At 43.2% G+C, this 19673-nt stretch carries 13 protein-coding genes; 6 read left to right on the top strand and 7 right to left on the bottom strand.

The features are described from left to right. Nucleotides 1-91: 91 nt before the first annotated feature. Together B4A24_RS06635 and B4A24_RS06640 are read right to left on the bottom strand one after the other, a co-directional pair. Complete coding sequence (locus tag B4A24_RS06635; protein WP_293943740.1) at nt 92-2719, bottom strand: hypothetical protein; 2628 nt, start codon at nt 2717-2719, stop codon at nt 92-94. 8 nt (nt 2720-2727) lie between these two features. Next, entirely contained in the window at nt 2728-3573 is an 846-nt protein-coding gene (locus tag B4A24_RS06640; RefSeq protein WP_293943742.1) for a GLPGLI family protein, read from the bottom strand. Between the two features lie 185 nt (nt 3574-3758). Here B4A24_RS06640 and B4A24_RS06645 point away from each other — a divergent pair, with 185 nt between their 5' ends. The 5 genes from B4A24_RS06645 (at nt 3759) to B4A24_RS06665 (ending at nt 8589) form a co-directional block, all read left to right on the top strand. Next, nucleotides 3759-5309 (top strand): sensor histidine kinase, encoded by a 1551-nt coding sequence (locus B4A24_RS06645; protein ID WP_293943744.1) that lies wholly within the window; start codon nt 3759-3761, stop codon nt 5307-5309. A gap of 19 nt (nt 5310-5328) precedes the next feature. Beyond that, complete coding sequence (locus B4A24_RS06650) at nt 5329-6024, top strand: response regulator transcription factor (protein ID WP_293943745.1); 696 nt, start codon at nt 5329-5331, stop codon at nt 6022-6024. 194 nt (nt 6025-6218) lie between these two features. Next, the gene (locus tag B4A24_RS06655; RefSeq protein WP_293943747.1) at nt 6219-7226 is read left to right on the top strand and encodes an aldo/keto reductase; all 1008 of its coding nucleotides are present in this window, start codon (nt 6219-6221) and stop codon (nt 7224-7226) included. 17 nt (nt 7227-7243) lie between these two features. Then, nucleotides 7244-8140, top strand: coding sequence for a helix-turn-helix domain-containing protein (locus tag B4A24_RS06660; protein WP_172393973.1), 897 nt, complete (start codon nt 7244-7246; stop codon nt 8138-8140). 263 nt (nt 8141-8403) lie between these two features. Next, entirely contained in the window at nt 8404-8589 is a 186-nt protein-coding gene (locus tag B4A24_RS06665) for a hypothetical protein (RefSeq protein ID WP_293943751.1), read from the top strand. 41 nt (nt 8590-8630) lie between these two features. On the opposite strand, the gene B4A24_RS06670 is transcribed toward B4A24_RS06665, so the two are convergent. The 5 genes from B4A24_RS06670 to B4A24_RS06690 all read right to left on the bottom strand — a co-directional run bounded on the left by B4A24_RS06670 (nt 8631) and on the right by B4A24_RS06690 (nt 17587). Then, nucleotides 8631-10967, bottom strand: a complete 2337-nt coding sequence (locus B4A24_RS06670; protein ID WP_293943753.1) for a TonB-dependent receptor — start codon at nt 10965-10967, stop codon at nt 8631-8633. 30 nt (nt 10968-10997) lie between these two features. Then, complete coding sequence (locus B4A24_RS06675) at nt 10998-13322, bottom strand: TonB-dependent receptor (RefSeq protein WP_293943755.1); 2325 nt, start codon at nt 13320-13322, stop codon at nt 10998-11000. A gap of 329 nt (nt 13323-13651) precedes the next feature. Further along, nucleotides 13652-15370 (bottom strand): FAD/NAD(P)-binding protein, encoded by a 1719-nt coding sequence (locus tag B4A24_RS06680; RefSeq protein WP_293943757.1) that lies wholly within the window; start codon nt 15368-15370, stop codon nt 13652-13654. 101 nt (nt 15371-15471) lie between these two features. After that, the gene (locus B4A24_RS06685; protein ID WP_293943759.1) at nt 15472-17124 is read right to left on the bottom strand and encodes a catalase; all 1653 of its coding nucleotides are present in this window, start codon (nt 17122-17124) and stop codon (nt 15472-15474) included. Beyond that, nucleotides 17081-17587: a catalase gene (locus tag B4A24_RS06690; protein ID WP_293943761.1), complete on the bottom strand. Its 507-nt coding sequence runs from the start codon at nt 17585-17587 to the stop codon at nt 17081-17083. Before B4A24_RS06690 ends, B4A24_RS06685 begins: the two co-directional genes overlap by 44 nt. A gap of 361 nt (nt 17588-17948) precedes the next feature. On the opposite strand from B4A24_RS06690, the gene B4A24_RS06695 reads away from it, so the two are divergent. Continuing rightward, on the top strand, nt 17949-19256 hold the full coding sequence (locus B4A24_RS06695; RefSeq protein WP_293943763.1) for a fatty acid desaturase family protein: 1308 nt from the start codon (nt 17949-17951) through the stop codon (nt 19254-19256). Nucleotides 19257-19673 lie beyond the last annotated feature (417 nt).

The following is a 19673-nucleotide window of genomic DNA, read 5'->3' on the forward strand; positions in this document are numbered from 1 at the left end:
ATATGCTCAAATCGGAACTGGCCATTTAGCCGCTCCGATTTAACTATGCCACAGCCAATAATCAGACATACCAAGGTTTCTCCATGTATCCCTAAAACAGAAAACTATACTTCAATACCGATTGGCAGCCGCGCAGTGGAATGACCTGACGATTTTCCAAATTTGGACTTAAACTGTAGCTTGTAAATAATTTTTTATTGAAAATATTATTTACATTCAGCCCCACACTATGTTTACTTTTCAATGGTTTGTAACGTATGGCGGCATCCAGAAAGCCATTGGCAATGGGGTCTAGTGCACTGCTCCTATAGCTACCGTAGCTCCAGCTTGCCTTTATAAATAAGGATGTACCGACAACATACAGCGTGCTCAAGCTGTGTGTCTGCGATGTATATCGATTGGCGTTTTGTTGATTATCACTTTTTAGTTTATTGAGAAACCTGCTGTAACTATATTGATAGGACAGCGTTGTATTGGCAATACCCTTATACTCAAGCCTTGGGCTAAACGTCACCGTCGTGCCTATGGCGGCGGCAAGTTGACCGTTTAACAATTGATTGTATTTATTTTGGCTCACACCGGCGTTCAATCCCGCAAAAATGGCCGTTTTCAATAAAGACTTGGACAAACCCAAAGCCAGGTTATTACTGCTCGTGCGGTTATCGTAGGGGAGCAACTTGCTGACGATACCCTGCTGTGTCACCTCCTGACCGATTAGGTAATCATTTTTCGTCTTTAGATGCGATGCAGTTACATTGAGGTAAAATAAGCTTATTGGTCGTTCGATATTGTAACGTAATGTATATGCTTGACTTGATGTGAAATACAATGGCGCAGCGAAACTTTTAATTTCCCTAAAATTACTCAATATTGGATTCGGGTAAAGCTGGTCGAGATCTGAATTTTCCTGATTAAAGCGTAGCGATAACAGGAAATAATCCCTGTTGGGCAAGTAAGCCTGCATGGAGGCCGATGGCGTAAACAACATCCTCTTTGTTGAGGTCATTGACCCATTTTGGCGATCTGCAATATCCCATACATTCCAGGTCAACGGAAAGGCTCCCGAAAGGGTAAAATTCTTGTTTTTCCAGTCGAGCTTGACACCACTGGATAGTTGCTTTTGTTTCCAGTGCAGATTATTGTCCGGGAAATTTTCATTCGCAAATACAGCTTCATCTTTGACCAGGTTTAATGCCGAGTTGAGCTCTTTTGCCAAGTAATGCGCAATGGCAAAGTAAGTACGTTTTAAGCGCGTATTGTTGCGTGTATAAGCCACCTGTGCCTTTGCACTAGTCTGTGGCAATGCGACCGTTTGCTGCACAGCATCATAGGCTTGATTGTCATTTAAATAGTTTGCCATTATGCCAGGCATTACTTCCAGGCGGTCTTTGTGCCATTTGCGTCCCAGATCCAGATTAAAGGTCATGAGATCCTTGTTTTTTAATTTAGGGGTATACTCCAAAGATTCAGAAAAATAATTCAGCCGATCCTGCCCCCATTGATCGTACCGCAGCTCCTCATCCAGCAACCAGGTGTGATGATTTTGGTTTTCGGCTTTAAAATCGATCATATTTTTTAGATAAAATCGATTGTCGTTACCCTCCAGCGTAAAGCTACCACGTCCATAGAAGGGCTTTTTTGTGGTATTGTAATAATTCGCGTAGGTCACTTGATTTCCATCAGCCAGCAGATATTTTTGCATGCCATCAGCAGCAAGCCGTTCCCGATCCGCCCATAAATTGCCGTTAAAGCTGGTGCTCCACCGTTCGGAGGATTTATAAAATTGATTTGTATTGAATGCTAAGGATCTGTTGTTGTAATACTTATTGGTCGGTACGGATGGTATTGCTGCAGCAATAGGTTCGGTCAGGTTGAAAGAGCCGATCGATTCCACATCATTGTTGTTGCGTTCACCTATCGAATTACATTGCAGCGTGTTTAATGTTTTATACTTCTTTTTAAAGCTCATTGCGTTTGCGTTGACAAAAGCATTTATGGGGGCAGCAATACCTGCGGTTGCTTCACCGGACCAGATCATTTTAGCATCTTCATTCAAGACCAGATTCAATGCTACATCTTCAGAATTGCTCACCCCCTGCTTGACTTTTTTATGCTCGTGATTTTGGACCAGCTCCACGTCTTTTACCGCTTTGGGCTGTATCGTCCTTGTGCCTACGCCATAGCCGTTCTGGAAGATATTATCCCCATCCACGTACATGCGGTTGACGGTCCTGCCATTATGTTTGACGACACCATTGTCGTCTATCTCAATACCGGGCATGCGGCGCAGCACATCGCCGATGCTCCTGTCTTCTGCGGCGGCAAAGTTGCTGACTGCATAACGGGTGGTATCACCTGCCCGGCGTACCGCATGCGGTCTGCTCTTAACGGTGACATCCGCCAGCTGGATCGATTTCTTGGTCAGCTCAAAATCTACTTTTCGGCTTAGATCTTTATATTCCTTCCGGGCTTTTTCGTACGAGATATGACTGACCTCTATCCATTGGACTTTCGACATCTGTTCTTTTGTAAGATTCAATGTATACTGACCCATACTATTGCTTCTGACGGTTTGGATGCTGTTGTTGGCATAGCCTATCACAATTGTCGCGTAGGGTATTGCCCGCTTGTCGCTGCTGATGGTACCCTCAATTTTCTCCTGCCCAAAAACGAGCATGGAAGCCATGATCAGGCATAGGCCACAAAAGATTGCTTTCATGAGGGTTATTAGTTGATGGTACGTTCGACCGGATTGTTCAACCGAAATTTTTGCTTATTTTTTCCCTCTTCTTTCATCAAGGCCTCCGCCTGTTCTGGAGAGATCTCCCTTCCATCCTGCGTCTTGAATTTTACGATAGCACCCGCTGGCAATTGCGCCATCATCGCACCTAGCTTGTTGGCCTTGCTGTTTTCGAGAGCCTTACGGTATTTTTCATACGGGAGTTCAGGCAATTTGTCGATGTCCATAAGCGAGATTTTGTCGGTCACCTTATCCAGTCCAGCGTAGCGGAAGTGTACTTCATTGGTCGAATCTTTGGCTTCAAGAATGGCACCAGGCAGGCCGTTGAGCTTCCAGGGACCGACCGGAAATGGAATTTCTTCGGTAAACCAAGCTGCATAGCTACGTCCACCAAATTGGCCTATCGCCTTGGAGCACATGTAACCACCAATATCCCGTTTGTCTTCGGTGATCTGCCAATCTATTTTGTATTTCTTATTGGGATATACCCGATACAATTTGCCGAGCATGGTCACTACACTGGGGGCCTCACCTGTTCCGAAAGGTGTATAGAGGTTGACCAATGCATCAGACTGCTCATCTGCATCCATACTGATGTGAAACAAGCGCTGCTCCTGATCTTTTTCCATGGGCGTCATTGCATAGAAAGAGCGCTCATCACCAATATAGAGGTACATGGCACGTGAAATAGGCTGCTCCTTTTTGGTGCTGTCAGCAATATGCTCAAAATCATATTTGATAAACATATTCACTTGATGTTCTTGGGCAACGAGCCGCTGTGCGAAGAAAATAAGACCGGTCATAACGGTCAGCAAAGACTTTGTTCTGTTCATTTTTATTACTTTTATACTGTCAATGCACCAAAAGTAGTGTGGAGGGACAGCCCCCTCTGTAATCATTTTGTTAAATACTGTTAACCGGCAATTGAATTGTTAACTACTGTTAAGTAATGTTATGAACTGTTAGCAAATCCTTGTTTTTGACGGATTTTAACTAGCATTGTAGGCGGTATTTTATTATGACGACACACAAGAAAACACGCATTATCATTGCCCTGCTCATTGCCAGTACAATAGCTGTCATTGTCATGCAGGTATTTTGGCTGTCCAATGCATTTCGTATCAACCAGCAAAAAGAAAAGATTATCATTCAGGGAGCGGTCAAAGATGCGATAGATGTCATTCGCCTCAAGACATATTTCGGTATCGATAGTTCCCTTTCCAAAGAACAGTTATCCATCCTCCGTGCCATGGGCGGAATACTTGACCAAGTGTCCAATAAGGAGCTGAAGGGGCTGCAGATTCACCGGCAGATTACAGAAGATTCCGGGGCAACAACAAATTGTGATACCTGCGTAACGAGGCCAAAAAAGACCACCCATGAATTTAGGATGAATATCGCCGAAGATGCCAAAGGTCTCGAAAAAAAGCTAGCGGATTCAATTCTAGGTACAAAGTATGGCGGCAGGCGTCCGACGAAAGTTAATGTCACCACTACCGAGAATTCATCTCGTGGCTCTGCTGTTAAGATTTATGCAAATGATGCAAAATCCATACAAAAACCGATGGATACGCTCGCTATTGGAAGATTGCTGGACTCGCTGATCAACGCAAATTTTACTGCGTTACAATTGAAGAATCAATTTAAAGTTTCCTTTGCTTCCATTGCAGCTCACACAAAACAACAAAGTGATTCAGTAGGTCATTACCTGATGATAAGAAGCGCTGTCAGTCCTAGCTACAGTGCTGAGATTAGCGTACAGCCAGATGTATTGACAAGCCTGGAGGGAATGAAATGGCTATTATTTGTTTCCCTACTTATCTTGGGGATGCTTTTTTATACGGCTCTTGCCCTCATTAGCTCCTTCAACCGCGAGAAGCAGATGACCGAGATCAAGAATGACTTTATTTCCAACATGACGCACGAATTCAAAACACCAATCGCTACTGCAAGTCTGGCGGTGGAGTTAATGAGCAAATTTGGAATAAAGAATAATCCCCAAAAACTGGATGAATATCTTGATATCTGTGGCGCTCAGCTAAAGCGTGTATCGACGATGATTGAAACGGTACTGCGACTGGCACAAGATAACCCCTATTTCCTCGAGAAAGAGTTTACAGATCTCCAACAGATCCTTTATGATTTCCGAAGCCAGACGGCATCCAAAATGGATGAAGCGCAAGGAACATTGACCATAACGATAGCAGATAATTTTCCACCGGTCGAAGTCGATAAGACTCATTTAGAAAATATACTGTACAATCTTCTCGATAACAGTCTCAAATACAGTAGCCTATCGCCCAACATTCAAATCGATGTCAGCCAGCAGAAAGATCACTTTCTTTTGTCCTTTGCCGACAATGGAATGGGTATTCCCAGGGAATACCTCGACCGAGTATTCGATCAGTTCTTTCGGGTGCCTATGGGCAACGTCCATGCGACGAAAGGCTTTGGCTTAGGCCTATCCTATGTTAAAAAAATTGTTGAGCTTCATGGAGGGGCTATCCGTGTGACGAGCCACGTTGACAAGGGGACAACATTTGTCCTGCATATTCCTATTAAATCATAATTCGTTTCATATCATCCGCATGAATAAAATAAAAGTATTATTGGCCGAAGATGAACCCATGATGGGCAAGCTTATCAAGGAAGCATTAGAACTCCGGGACTTTGAAGTGATCTGGGCTATGGATGGGCTCAAAGCCTTTTCATCTTTCTGTGTAGCGCGGCCCGACATCTGTATATTTGACGTCATGATGCCCTACAAGGATGGATTTACGCTGGCGCAAGAAGTTCGCGGATTGGCCAGCGAGTTGCCAATAATATTTCTTACGGCAAAGTCAACAATTCAAGATCTCGCTACGGGCTTTGAGGTCGGAGCCAACGATTATATCAAAAAGCCATTCAGCATGGAAGAATTGATTATTCGGATGCATGCCCTCCTCAAGAGGCGTTCGCCACTGAAGCAATCCGCTAGCCTAGATGAAGAATATGTCATTGGAAAATACCGTTTTAGCTTTCGTAACCTGCATCTTTGCATCGGTACGAAGCAACAGCTGCTTTCTTATAAGGAGGCGCAACTATTGAAACTATTGGTTGACCATCGGGATGCTGTACTCGATCGTAAAGTCGCCCTGGATTACGTGTGGGGCGACGATAGTTATTTCAATAGCCGGAGCATGGATGTTTTTATCAGCAAGCTGCGCAAATTTTTGGAAGGTGATCCAGCAGTCAAAATTATCAATATCCGCGGCAAGGGTTTTAAATTGATCGTCGGTTCATAATTTCAACCTGAATGTGCCAATTTTACCAACTTCTTCGCTCTGTGTGACGACAGGTTTTACAGCAAAAGATCCCACGGGCGCTAAAAGGTTGTTATCTAAGCGCTGCTACCGTATTTCGCATACAACTTTCGGTATTTTGCATACGTTGCAACACTGATTTCTAGTGAAATTTGTAGTATCAAAAAACGAAAAATATGAGCATAGAACACATTCAATTAGGAAGTCAAGGACTGGAAATCCCTAAAATAGGTCTGGGATGTATGGGTATGACTGGATTTGAAGATGCCGACATGTATGGAAAAGTAGACCTAAAAGAGGCTATCGCGACCATCCATCGATCCTTTGAACTGGGCGGAAATTTTCTAGATACGGCAGACCTATATGGCCCATTTGAAAATGAAAGACTTATTGCAAAGGCTGTTGAAAACAATCGGGCACATTATATCATTGCGACAAAATTTGGCTGGGAGATCGATGATAGTAACAAAGTGACTTGGGCTATCAACGGGAAAAAGGAATATGTAAAAAAGGCAGTCGAACGCTCTTTGAAAAATCTGAACACAGATTATATTGACCTTTATTACATGCATCGTCTGGACAAGAATACGCCGATCGAAGAAACCGTTCAAGCGATGGCAGATCTTGTGCAGGAAGGGAAAGTAAAATATATCGGTTTGTCAGAAGTATCATCAGAAACGATACGCAGGGCATATGCTGTGCATCCCATTACTGCGGTTCAGAGTGAATACTCATTGTTTGAAAGAACGGTGGAAGAAAAGGGTGTCTTGCAGACCCTCGACAATCTGGGTATCGGGTTTGTCGCTTATTCCCCACTTGGACGGGGATTTCTATCCGGCCAGATCCGTTCGATTGATGATTTGCCAGAAAATGATTTCAGGAGGGCGATCCCGCGTTTTCAGCAGCAGTATTTTCATAAAAATATCGAACTGGTTGAGGCTATAGAAAGCATGGCTGCAATCAAAAATGTAAGCAGCGCACAACTTGCCCTCGCTTGGATCATGCAAAAGGGAATTGTACCGATTCCAGGTACAAAGCGTAGAAAATATGTCGAACAGAATATCGAAGCAACTAAGATCAAGCTGGATCAAGCCGATATGGATAAGCTGGAGGTCATTATTCCGCTGGGAACCGATACCGGTGCCCCTTATGATGAATTCAGTATGGGACTTTTGGATTATTAATACTTAAATTTAGCGTTATGAACAGCATTGCTTCCGTTTCCGATTTTCACCGTTTATTGTCACTGCCTCAGCCAAAGCATCCGATGGTTAGTGTAATCAATCTATCAGAGAGTATCTTTTTAGAAGATGAGATATGGAAAGGCTTTGTGAATAAATTTTACTGCATCGCCCTAAAGCGAGATGCTACAGGGAAAATCAGGTACGGACAGCAATATTATGATTACGATAAAGGGGTTCTCAGCTTTACTGCACCAAATCAGGTGCAGTACCTGGATCTCCAGAATGTCCATTGTGGGGCAGGCTATTTACTGATCTTTCATGAAGATTTTTTGCTCAATCATCCACTGGCAACCCGTATCGGAGAGTTTGGATTTTTTTCGTACGCCGTCAATGAGGCCCTTCATCTCTCTGAGCATGAGGAGGACGATCTGATTGATATCCTCCTTAAGATCGACCGGGAGTGTGCGCATATTGATAGACATACGCAGGAGATTGTATTGGCACAAATAGAGCTGCTGCTCAACTATTCAAAACGATTTTATGAAAGACAATTTATCACGCGCAAGAATAGCAACCATCAGTTGTTGGCAAAATTTGAAGAAGTTTTAAATGATTACTTCGAAAACAATAAATATGCGCAAGACGGTCTGCTTACTGTGCAGTCCGTAGCCAACCTTATGAATCTTTCTCCGCATTACCTAAGCGATATGTTGCGCTTTTTAACCGGACAGAATACCCAACAGCATATCCATGAAAAATTGATCGCAAAAGCAAAGGAAAAGCTTTCGACGACACAGCTATCTGTAAGCCAAATTGCCTATGAGCTCGGTTTTGAGCACCCGCAGTCATTCAGTACACTCTTTAAAAAGAAAACACAAACGACGCCTGTCGAGTTCAGGGAAAAATTCAAATAAAATCAACAGATACTCAGCCTTGGTTACCTCAGGAGCTATAAGCTAAATTCAGAAATCGCTTTTTTATTTCAACGGCCATTTTCTCTCCAAATGGACTGCCCAACACAGGCAGTAAAAAGAAATCGAAAACTATTGTGCTTGCTGTATTGTCCTATTGCAAAGCAGAACACAGATATTTGTAAAAATGCACACCTTATTCAAGCAGATCCACTCCTATTCAAGCAGATCTTTCGTAACTGTATAATTGATAAATAAAAAACCTGATGAATGTAAAACGTATTTTCGGAACGATCCTAACCATTTTGGGTATCACCGGTCTTGGCTATGTTGCCTATGAGATAATAAATAAAAGTTCAGATTACACGACGTTAATAGTGATCGGCGTGCTCGGTTTGCTTTTCTTTTCTTCGGGAATCGGTTTGGTGAGAAATACCAAGGACGAAGCTTAATCGGACACCTACCCCGCTATATTTTTAGACGATCATTCTTGTTAAAACGCATGTGCCAAGCTGATGTTCATGCGGGCACCATTCCCTTTTACATAATTCATGTTATTGGATTGCCATTGCGAGATTACGGTAAAGTAGTCTTTATTGAACAGGTTCTCCACGCCCAGTCTAAGCACGGTGCTGCGACGTATTTCATAGCTGGATGATAAATTAAAAATCGTAAAAGATTTTACCGGACCGGTACCATAACTGTACAGTCCATTGACCGGGTCAAAACGATCACGCCCCGTGGTATTGACCAGCTGCGTCGTCAAAGTACATTTAGCCGTGGGATGAATTGTTGCATAGGCTGTAATCTTTGGAGGGTTGATACGATCCCCACCAAGATATATCTTTGAGGCATCTGCTAGCTCCCGCTTACCTTCGGTATAAGAATAGCTAGCTCCCAACTCCATAATCGGGTGTATGCGATAATTGGCCGACAGTTCAAATCCATAAATTTTCTCTGGCGACCGAGCGATCTGCGGGTTGCCATCCACAAATACATACGATGCCCCCAATGTCGAAGTACTATAATAGGCTGCAGCCTCATACGACAAGCGACCAACATCCCCCGAAAATCCCATTTCGTAATTATTCGCTTTTACGGCTTTGATAGCGGTATTACTTACGGTATTTTCTTTAGCTGCGCGTAAGACCAACCCTAAATCAGCTACACTAAAGCTTTGTGAGAAGCTGACAAACGGTTTGAAAGCCTGTATTTTAGTGTAACGCAATCCGGCATTGAACATCAAGGCTGTAAAATTCAATTGACCGCCATTAACGTTGGTCCCGCCGCCCACATAACTTCCACTGACCGAGTTTAAGATCCCGATGGTGGTATAGTCAGGCACGTCGATATGCACATTTTCCAGGCGGCTGCCCGCTTTGAAAATAAGGTATTGACCAAATGAAGTTTTGACCTGAAAATAAGGTGCCAAATTACGCATGCGCATATCAGGGATTACGGTGCGCCCATCCGTAAGCATGGTATTTGTTTTATCCGAGAGCAGATCCGCTCCATACGTAAGCTGGCTCTCTACCCGATCTGACCATTGATAAGGCGTATTAAAATTCAGGCGCAAGCCCAATTTCTTGCTACGGGTACTTGGCTGGCCATTATTTTCGAAAAAGTTGCTGTAATTGATCAAGGTGTTATAATCTTGAAAATAGAGATTCGCCTCCAGATCCGTTTTTCCGATCAATTCCTGTGCGCTATATTTTAAACTCGCGTTATGATTATAAGGCGTCCCTTCATGATCCCCCGGCCTCTTTCCCAGTACCCCAGTCGTTGGCGTATTGGTATCGCCATATTTACCAGCCTTCGCGATATAATCGGTATACTGTGTGCTCTTGTAGTAATTGTACATCATCTCCAAGTGGCTATTGGCATTGATGGTATAACCGATCTTGGCAAATGCATTCCAATTCTTCAGATCGTTCATACCATATTCGGGCGATAACACCCTGCCATCCGCATCTTTGTACAGGCCTGTTTGTTCATAGCGTCCACTGACGACATAATCCCAACGTCCCTGATGTCCACTAAAAAGTTGTCCCAGATAATAGCCGCCCGTTTGTCCGGGTTTGACAAGTGAAAAGTTACTTCCTATTTCTGTGCTTCCACGCAAAGCTTTGTCCGGTGTGGCTTTTTTTGTGATGTAATTGATCAAGCCTCCGTCCGCTCCATTGCCATAGATCGCCGTAGCCCCTTTTATGACCTCCACACGTTCGATCACACTTGGATCCAAGGCACGGATATCGCGGGCGCCATCACGCAGCGGTGTTGATTGCGGGATACCATCTATCATAACCAATACACGCCTTCCGCGCAATGTTTGCCCCAGATTTTGAGTACGATTGGTCGAAAAGCCAAGTCCAGGCACGGTGGACGCCAAGATGTCACTGAGGTTGCTGCTGATGCTACGTTGTGCATCCAACTGCTTTTGTGAGAGAATCGTCACGGATGAAGGCACCTCGTCCAAGGACTCCACGCGACGAGATGCCGACACCACGACCTCATTGATCCTATTATTGGATTGCAATGTCAGCAGTACGTTGACACTATCCTGAGGCGGTACAGTAATAACGGTGTCTAGCGTCTGGTAGCCTATCGAACTCAATTGAAGACGGCGTTGTCCAGCAGGCAATTCAGCATAAAACTTGCCAGACAAGTTTGTTTGGAGTTTACGCTGTCCATCTATGCGGACAGTAACATGGGCCAGTGCATCCCCATTTTCTGTGTGCACCGCACCCGATAGGTGACCTTCCTGAGCATGCGTTAGCGCAGTAGACGATAATAGGATAAACAAGGCCGAGTAAAGCCGTTTCTGAGACATGGTCATTTGGTTAAGTAGATGATTTAAGACTTACAGATCAAACTGTATTCCGAGATTTGCCATTGTGCCTGTTCCCTTGATGTAGTAGCGGCCCTCATTGGTGGCACCACGTACTTCCGCATGAACGGGGTAATAATCAGCATTGAATAAATTGTTGATGGAGAATAAAAAGGTGAATTTCTGGTATTTATAACGTGTTTGTAAATCCACCAGATTATAACCCGAAATCGGATATTTACCATAATTATACGCTTCTGCAGGAAAAACATCCCTTCCGCCCAAATGGAGGTACTGCACATACACATTCCATTGCTCCGTTAATTTAAAATCAGCGTTCAAATTAATTTTGAAGGGTGAAATAATGGAGTTGTCCAATTTATCCTTGTAAGTCCCTTCATTTTTCAGATCCTGGCGTCCATCCATATAGCCAAGCACTGTACCCAGGGACAACCATCGAAGCGGCTTGACATTTCCGACAAACTCAAGTCCATAAATACGCTGTGGTACCTGGCTCAGTTCGTAATTACCAGGCGTAGAAGTTTCGGCAAAGGTCGTTCCTTTTTTAGAGGTGCTATAATAGCCTGTCAGCTGATAGTCCCATATATCCATCTGACCATTTACGCCCAATTCAACATTATTGACCACCACGGGTTTGGGATCAATCTGGCTCAATGGTACACCGTTGCGCAGAATGAGGCCGACATCACCAATGGAATAGCCCTGCGAAAAAGAAGCAAAAGGCTGCGCATAGCGGTATTTATTAAAACGCGTGGCGATATTAAATACCAAGGCATCCGAATTATTGTTTTCACCCGGAGTCAGTTTACCATTTTTGGTCAGGTCACCGACCTTAAACCGGATATTTTCATAGCGTAGCCCTCCTTTTAGGATCCAGTCGGTACCAAGGTTTAATTTACTCTGCAGGTAAAGAGCCAGATTGTTCATATTCATATCTGGTGTCACCAGGTCATCTTTCATTGTCTTCTGAACCGTGTGGTCCTTTAGTAAATCCACACCATAGATGAGCGCCATCTTTGTAGATGCGCCCAATTGAAAAGGCGTATTGAAGTTTAGCCTTGCTCCTTTGTGATCCGAGTAATTTTGATTGTAGGTCTCAAAGACCGTATTCATATCTTCATAGTAGAGGCTCAAATTTGCTGCTGTCTTTCCATATTGGCCGTCATACTTCAAATGCAAGGCTTTATTGTAGGGTGTACCACCATTGATGACCGTATCGGATGGAATACCAATTGCCGGCGATTCGCCAAATTTGCCCGTTGTACCCACATACTTGCTATCCTGGAGACTACGATAATAGTTGCCCATAAATTCGATGCGATGATCCGGAGCAATCTGGTAGCCGATTTTGGCCAGTGCATTATACGATTTTGTCTCGCCCAGTCCATAGAAAGGACTTGCCACTGCTGCATCAGCACTTCTTACCACGCCCGTACGGCCCATCTTGCCCTGTACGACATAGTCCCATTTGGCTATCTGTCCCGAAAATACCTGTGCAATATTGTAGCCATAGGTTTCGCTAGGTTTTACCAAACTCAGCGAATTATTGAGATAAGTGGATGAACTCAGTTTCTTGCCTATTTGAGGCTTTTTGGTAATATAGTTGATCACACCGCCTGCGGCACCATTACCATACATTGCCGTCGCGCCATTGATCACTTCGATATGATCTATTGCACTGGCGTCTATCGTCCTTAGGTCACGTCCGCCATTACGTAATGGCGTAGACTGTGGGATACCATCGATGAGTACCAGAAAATTACGGCCACGGATCTTGGCGATAAAGTTATTTTGACTTTCTTCGCTAGGTGAGATACTGGGTACCTTTTGCATCAGGATAGACGGCAGGTTGTCGTTGATCTGGCGTTGCTGATCCAGCGCCTTGCCACCGATATAGGTTACTGAAGAGGGCACCTCATCGATATGTTCGGCCAGTCTACTCGCTGTTACCACCACTTCATCCAAATTGTGCTGAGCCACCTGCATCACCAGCGGCGCATCAATTTGATGGCTTTCTTCACGCAGCTCAATCGCGTGGACGATACCTTCAAATCCCACTGAGCTCAGCGTCAAACTGTACGTTCCATAAGGGATCCCCTCCAGTTTGAAATAGCCCTCGCGGTCAGATTTCGCACCCTTCAGCCCATTGAGCTGAACATGCACATTTGCTAAAGGCATACCCTGTGCATTGACAACACGGCCGCTGATAGCACCCTTCTGTTGCATGGGGAATGAAGATGTAGACCAAGGATTTTCACGGATAAAGGCCACCTCCGCCGAAACTGTGGAGGATAACGAACAAGAACAATATAGTAAAGCGGCTGTGATTTTAGCCATGCTGTATGGATTGACTTTCATTGCTTGTAATGGACTGGTAGACGATTTTTAATGCCTGTTTAAAATTTAAAATAATAATAACGGGGACAAAGATATATTATTTTGATTAATTCTAAATAAAATCTGATAATAATCTGATTTTACCCCACGAAACATACGGATCATAAGATTTTTGTCCGGACCTGATCACCAGTGAATTCAACTTGATTGTACAAAAAAATAACCCCTAATCTATATTAAGGGTTATTTTGATCGTTGAAAAATACAATAAGAGGCAAAGCTATAAGTCCCATCTCAGGCACCGCGGACAAGTACCGAAGGCAGCGACCTTAAACATGATTATTTTTTATAAACTTTACTATCCGTTCGCTCGCTGTGTCGCAGAAATCAAGACCCGAATAATCCGGATTCAACCCACCGATAAAAGGTACGGCCATGATAAATAGATTTTCTGTTGTGTTTCCAAAGGAATCGAGCGCCTGAAAATAATCGTTGATACTTAGTCCTTTCACCTGCATATAATAGCCGCCATTACTGTCGGCCCTTACATTTAGATCATTTTCATCCAAATAGCTGAGTCCCTCCGCTTTATTTTTGAAATTTAAGTAAGCCGTACTGATCAGCCCATTATGCTTTAGGCCCTCAAAGGGTAAGTCATTAAATTCGAGAGCCTTTTGTCCGGTGCCATCTACATAGAGTTGATAATGGACGCTTTGCTCATTTCCTTCTGTATCTTTATAGTTGTAAATTGCGCCGCCGTCAGCATGAGGAACGACCTGGCTCTCCTTATCAACTTGAATATGATCTATGACACCCGCTTCATATAAAGCAATAATCTCGCTATAAGATTCCTGCGGCAGGGATGCAATGATCACGCTGATGAGCGGCATTAAGACTTTGCGCAATCTCAGCATGTCTTCGGCAGAAAAATGTTTGGCCGGATAATTTATGGCGTAGCTAAAAGCGGCCAATAATTCCTTCCATGAGATAGACTGTCGTCTGTTAATGGATTTTTCAGCTTCCTGATATTCAGCCTTAAAAAGAGTGAAACTGTCCAGTTCTTTACGTAGCGCCAGCATTTCATCCACAAACTGCTCGATACTGAGGTCTTTGACCTTCTCATAAAAAGCAGGATCCCTTTGCATAAGCGGATTTTTAAAATTTCGTTCGAAAACATAATCCAGGTCCACAAAACCATTATTTTTAGTTTTATAATCATAAATTTCCTGCAATGTCATCGACCAGGTCAACGAATAGGGTTCTTGTTCAGAATGAAATCTCAATGCAGGCAGAAAGCCACTTGTTGAAAATAAATGAATGGTAAAGTTGCTGGAAGTTTCATTCAGCACATAGCTGACTTTGTCCCCCACGTAAGTATACTGACCATTTCGACGGGAAAGGGTTTTGATGGCATCTACAGCAGTCAGCGACGCTCCTTTGATCGCGATGGGGTAATCTGTGGCGTGGTCAAATTTAGCAGGCGGATAGGGCGAGTCATACCATCCATCGGTCTCTCCCTCAAAAGTTATACCCCAATGATGTCCGGTGCATAATACCACGATTTGGGCTTCATATTCTTCATCCTCGGTGATAACTATCCGGTAATTTTCATTTTTATCATCGCGAACAATGTCGCTTACCGAGGTCTCGGTGTTGACCTGCACCTTTATCTTGCTCTTTATCGCAAGTTTGATATATTGGTGAAATTGGTTTTCGAGATAATCCCCCAAAAGTAGGCGCGGTACTACCTGGTATGGATTGAGTTTGCCATTCGCATAGTAGTCCGGATAATCATTGGTAGGATATTTTGACAGATACGAAGATATATCATTAGCTAATGCCGGAATTTCATTGGCCGAGACGTTGGCGAGATGTTCAGGGCACGCCCCATATTTACCGTAGGGCATTCCGACTCCCAGCCGTTCATTTTTTTCAAAGATGTATATATTTTCAACAGATAGATGCTGGTTGACAATCTGCTTTAACATAAATAATGCAGCAGGTCCCCCTCCGATTAGCGCAATCGATCTTAGTTTTTGATATTTCATAAAAGTTATTAGATGATGTAGTTAGCCTAATTAATGTTAACCATACCTGCCTTAAGATCACTTAGATAAGGCTGGTATGATAAACCTAAAATGTTTTTAGACTATGAAGGCACTTTTCTAGATTTTTCTCTCTCCCAGACGCGGTGCCCTTTCATTACATTGATAAAATCCTGAGTCAGATTATCTTTGCTTTCGAAGATCACCCCCTTATCCTTTTCAATAAACGACCTTGCTGCCAATTGCTCTGCGTCGTTAGCAAAAGCCAAGGCTTTACAGTGACGGTAGCCCTCATTGATAAATTGCAGGTAGTCCGGATTAGTGGCGAGCGTCATTACCGAATCACCGCCTGGGGTATAAAAAGCATCATAGCAGACAGAAGCTTCTGTGAGGTACGAATGCTGGATTTCTTGCTCCGACCCCTCTTTAAAGCGGATCTTGCCCACATGAGCTGCGATCAATACCGCCTGAGATCCTTCAGATTCAAGTGCAGCCTTCATTTTATCTATTGAGGCTTTACTTGCCCCATTATCGATCAAAAAGGCAACTTTGCGGGTTTTGATGGTACCCTCACCGGCTTTCACCTTCATACTCAGTGCTGGCGACTGGTCAACTTCCGGTTTTTTGGGTTTGATCGGATAGTTAGGGTGGTTTTGACGGGCAAATTTAAGCGTTAAAGGATCGAGCTCATTTGCGGGCTCCAGACCCAGATTTGCGCCCACTTTCTTCGCAAGATCTTTATCGATCTGATTTAAAATTGCAAGTTGTCTTTTACGTATGTTGACATCATTTACTTTAGAAAGCTCAAAACTCAGTGCATTGACAATATGATCCTGTTCCTCAGGACTCTGTGAGGTGAAAAATAACCTTGCCTGACTAAAGTGATCGGCAAAGGACTCCGATCGGGCCCTTACTTTAGTGCCGTTGAGCGGTTGTTTGTGCGATTCAAATCCAACCTCCCCGTTGAGCATAGCGTGATACGGGCAGCCTTCAGCTTTGCTATTGGGAAAATAACTGACCGCACCAGTGGGTATATCCATTCGCGCAAAACCGTCCTTTTGATTGTTATGTTTTCCGTTTACCGGGCGATTGATGGGCAGTTCATGAAAATTAGGGCCCCCAAGACGGTAATTTTGCGTATCCATATAGGAGAAGATTCTCCCCTGCAGTAGCGGGTCATCCGTAACATCGATGCCCGGTACCAGTCTGCCCGGATCGAAGGCAATCTGTTCGGTTTCGGCAAAGAAATTCTCCGGATTACGGTTTAGCGTCATTGTTCCGACAATCTGTACCGGGATCAATTCCTCCGGAATAATTTTGGTAGCATCAAGGATATCGAAGGAATATTTCAGTTCGTCTTCCTCCGGAATAAGTTGTACACCCAAATCCCATTGTGGGAAATCACCTTTTTCAATGGCCTCCCACAGGTCACGTCTATGAAAATCGGCATCAAATCCAGAGATTTTCTGCGCTTCATTCCAGGCGACCGAATGAACACCCAATCGTGGTTTCCAGTGAAATTTAACGAATGTCCCCTTTCCCTGCGCATTGACAAATTTAAAGGTATGCACACCAAAGCCTTCCATCATCCGCAAACTTCTGGGTATTGCCCGGTCAGACATCGTCCACATGATCATATGAGCCGATTCGGGCATCAGCGAAATAAAATCCCAAAAAGTATCGTGTGCAGATGCCGCCTGTGGCATTTCATTGTTAGGCTCCGGTTTGACGGCATGCACCAGATCGGGAAAATTCATTGCATCCTGAATAAAAAAAAACAGGAATATTATTTCCGACAAGATCATAATTTCCCTCTTCGGTGTAGAATTTTACCGAGAAACCTCTTACATCCCTTGCCAGATCGGTAGATCCCTTAAATCCTGCTACCGTCGAAAACCGTGTAAACAACGGTGTCACTGTGCCTTTCTTTAAGAATGCAGCAGTCGTATATTGGGAGAGGTCTGCCGTAGCTTCAAAAATCCCATGCGCACCAGAGCCCCGGGCATGCACCACCCGCTCAGGAATACGCTCACGGTCAAAATGCATCAGCTTGTCAAAATAAATATGATCTTGCTGTAATGATGGTCCTCGCTCTCCCGCTTTCAGGGTATTGTTATTATCATACACGGGCACACCATCATTGGTCGTCATCACTTTTTGGTGATTGTCAACTGATCGCTGATCAATTTCGATCGTTTTTACATTTTTTTCCTTTTTCATATTCAAATATTCTATGTTGTACAATTTTATACATGCTCCTACCGCTTGTTTTATCAAACAAGTATTGATAAATAACCAGTGATAACATCGTAGCACATGCGTATTTCTGAGCATTACATAAGCCCTATATTGACGTTAGATAGCTACCTAACACCGAATAAAATATCTACAAAAAATAAAATGACGACTGGGAATTGTGTTTTTTCGAGACCACCCAAACGATAGTTAGCTAAATCGCAATTCAACATAAATAACAAATAGCGTACTGAAATGTTTTATCTGTACAAAAAAAAATTAATATAGGTTACAGAATATTTCCCTTAACGGTATCAAGGATTATGTTAGCCTATTTTGTAAAGCTATGTCTGTATCTTCGCTGAATCCAGTGTTGGTGCAGTTTTCCATTGTTGAAGCGGAGCCCGTACCGGGGCGATGTTCGGGACATATGGCGATTGTCATAACATTTGGAAAGATGGTAAATCATACCTTTAACAATCATTTAACATTATTAAGTATAGATAATCAATTATATTTTGTAAATTCACATCAACCAATCACTAGAGGTTGGAAAATAAATACAAGAAATATCTCTTCCGCAAAAATTCACATGTCCCAGTCTATTAAATTCGACAATGTAAATACATTGTTCTCCAAAACATTGAAGCAAAAAATCAATCATTATTTCAATAATTCATCAAAGCAGAAAACCGGCAATCGACGAATTTTTTTGAAGGCTTCCATTCTATTGACCACTTTTATCATTCTATACGTTCTATTGGTATTTGTCCCCATCCATTGGAGTATCGCCATTGTATTGTGCCTTATTTTCGGGGCCAACCTAGCCGCTATCGGCTTCAATATCATGCACGATGCCGGGCACAATTCATTTTCGGGCAATAAACGGCTGAATACCATTTTGTCCTATTCGCTCAATCTATTAGGAGGTAATATCTATTTTTGGAAACTCAAACATAATATTGCCCATCATACCTACACCAATATTGATGGCGAGGACCACGATATCGAGGTCAAATTTATGCGGATACACCATGATCAAAAATTAAAGAAACACCACCGTTATCAACGCTTTTACTTCCCCTTGTTGTATGGTATCTCCTATCTGGCCTGGATTTTTTATCAGGATTACGAGAAATACTTCCGCGGCCGTATGGGCAATGATACCGATCGTTTTCATTTTCCGCTCAAGGAGCGCGTTATATTTTGGGTGAGCAAGCTGCTGCATTTTACATTATTTGTGGTTGTTCCGATTATATTTGTGGGTTGGTTGCCTACGTTGCTTGGTTTATTAATTGCTGGGGTCGTCTGTGGACTGAGCCTGGCCACGGTATTCCAGCTGGCGCATGTGGTTTCGGGAACAGAGTTCAAGACCATCGAAGCCTCACGGGTGGAAGAAGAATGGATGATCCATCAGATTCAGTCGACGGCCAACTTCGCCACCAAGAGTAAGGTATTGACCTGGTTGCTTGGCGGGCTTAACTTTCAGGTCGAGCATCACCTGTTTCCTAAGATCAGCCATGTCCATTACCCGGCACTTAACCGCATTGTGAAACAGACATGTGAGGAATATAAATTGCAGTATAACGAATTTAGAACATTCTGGGCTGCTTTCAGGTCCCATATTGGCGTCATTCATTCGATGTCCAAGTAAATGAATTTAGCGGCTGATTGTACATAGTCAGCCTAAGGAATATAAAGCTCCTTTTTCTGCTGCAATTAATCTGCGCAGAAAAAGGAGCTTTAATGCGATATAGGGGTTGTTTATAAACTTATGTGAAAAATAAAACACAAATTATGCTAAATGTCAATATATTATACCTATACTTGTAATATAATCAGGCTTCGCCTTTGCTTCTCTGAAATCGTCAAGTATTACTTTTCCACTCAGTTTTCGCATTTTCAGTAGCTAATTTTGTTGTCAAAATAATAGGTGAAGTACCTTTTTGAACTTGCATAAACCCAAGCCCATTAAATACCAAACATCATTTCTTGCGAACAAAACGATTGACCAGAGTAAGGATAATAGTATCATTGCAATGGGGTTAAAAAATGAATAATTTAATACTAA

The organism is Sphingobacterium sp. UBA7249 (genome assembly GCF_002472835.1).
Lineage (GTDB): Bacteria > Bacteroidota > Bacteroidia > Sphingobacteriales > Sphingobacteriaceae > Sphingobacterium > Sphingobacterium prati.

Coding starts and splice junctions, on each gene's coding strand:
- B4A24_RS06645 (WP_293943744.1), top strand. CDS start 3,759: ATGACGACACACAAGAAAACACGCATTATCATTGCCCTGCTCATTGCC.
- B4A24_RS06685 (WP_293943759.1), bottom strand. CDS start 17,124: ATGAATTTTCCCGATCTGGTGCATGCCGTCAAACCGGAGCCTAACAAT.
- B4A24_RS06655 (WP_293943747.1), top strand. CDS start 6,219: ATGAGCATAGAACACATTCAATTAGGAAGTCAAGGACTGGAAATCCCT.
- B4A24_RS06680 (WP_293943757.1), bottom strand. CDS start 15,370: ATGAAATATCAAAAACTAAGATCGATTGCGCTAATCGGAGGGGGACCT.
- B4A24_RS06665 (WP_293943751.1), top strand. CDS start 8,404: ATGAATGTAAAACGTATTTTCGGAACGATCCTAACCATTTTGGGTATC.
- B4A24_RS06690 (WP_293943761.1), bottom strand. CDS start 17,587: ATGAAAAAGGAAAAAAATGTAAAAACGATCGAAATTGATCAGCGATCA.
- B4A24_RS06695 (WP_293943763.1), top strand. CDS start 17,949: ATGTCTGTATCTTCGCTGAATCCAGTGTTGGTGCAGTTTTCCATTGTT.
- B4A24_RS06640 (WP_293943742.1), bottom strand. CDS start 3,573: ATGAACAGAACAAAGTCTTTGCTGACCGTTATGACCGGTCTTATTTTC.
- B4A24_RS06675 (WP_293943755.1), bottom strand. CDS start 13,322: ATGGCTAAAATCACAGCCGCTTTACTATATTGTTCTTGTTCGTTATCC.
- B4A24_RS06670 (WP_293943753.1), bottom strand. CDS start 10,967: ATGTCTCAGAAACGGCTTTACTCGGCCTTGTTTATCCTATTATCGTCT.
- B4A24_RS06635 (WP_293943740.1), bottom strand. CDS start 2,719: ATGAAAGCAATCTTTTGTGGCCTATGCCTGATCATGGCTTCCATGCTC.
- B4A24_RS06660 (WP_172393973.1), top strand. CDS start 7,244: ATGAACAGCATTGCTTCCGTTTCCGATTTTCACCGTTTATTGTCACTG.
- B4A24_RS06650 (WP_293943745.1), top strand. CDS start 5,329: ATGAATAAAATAAAAGTATTATTGGCCGAAGATGAACCCATGATGGGC.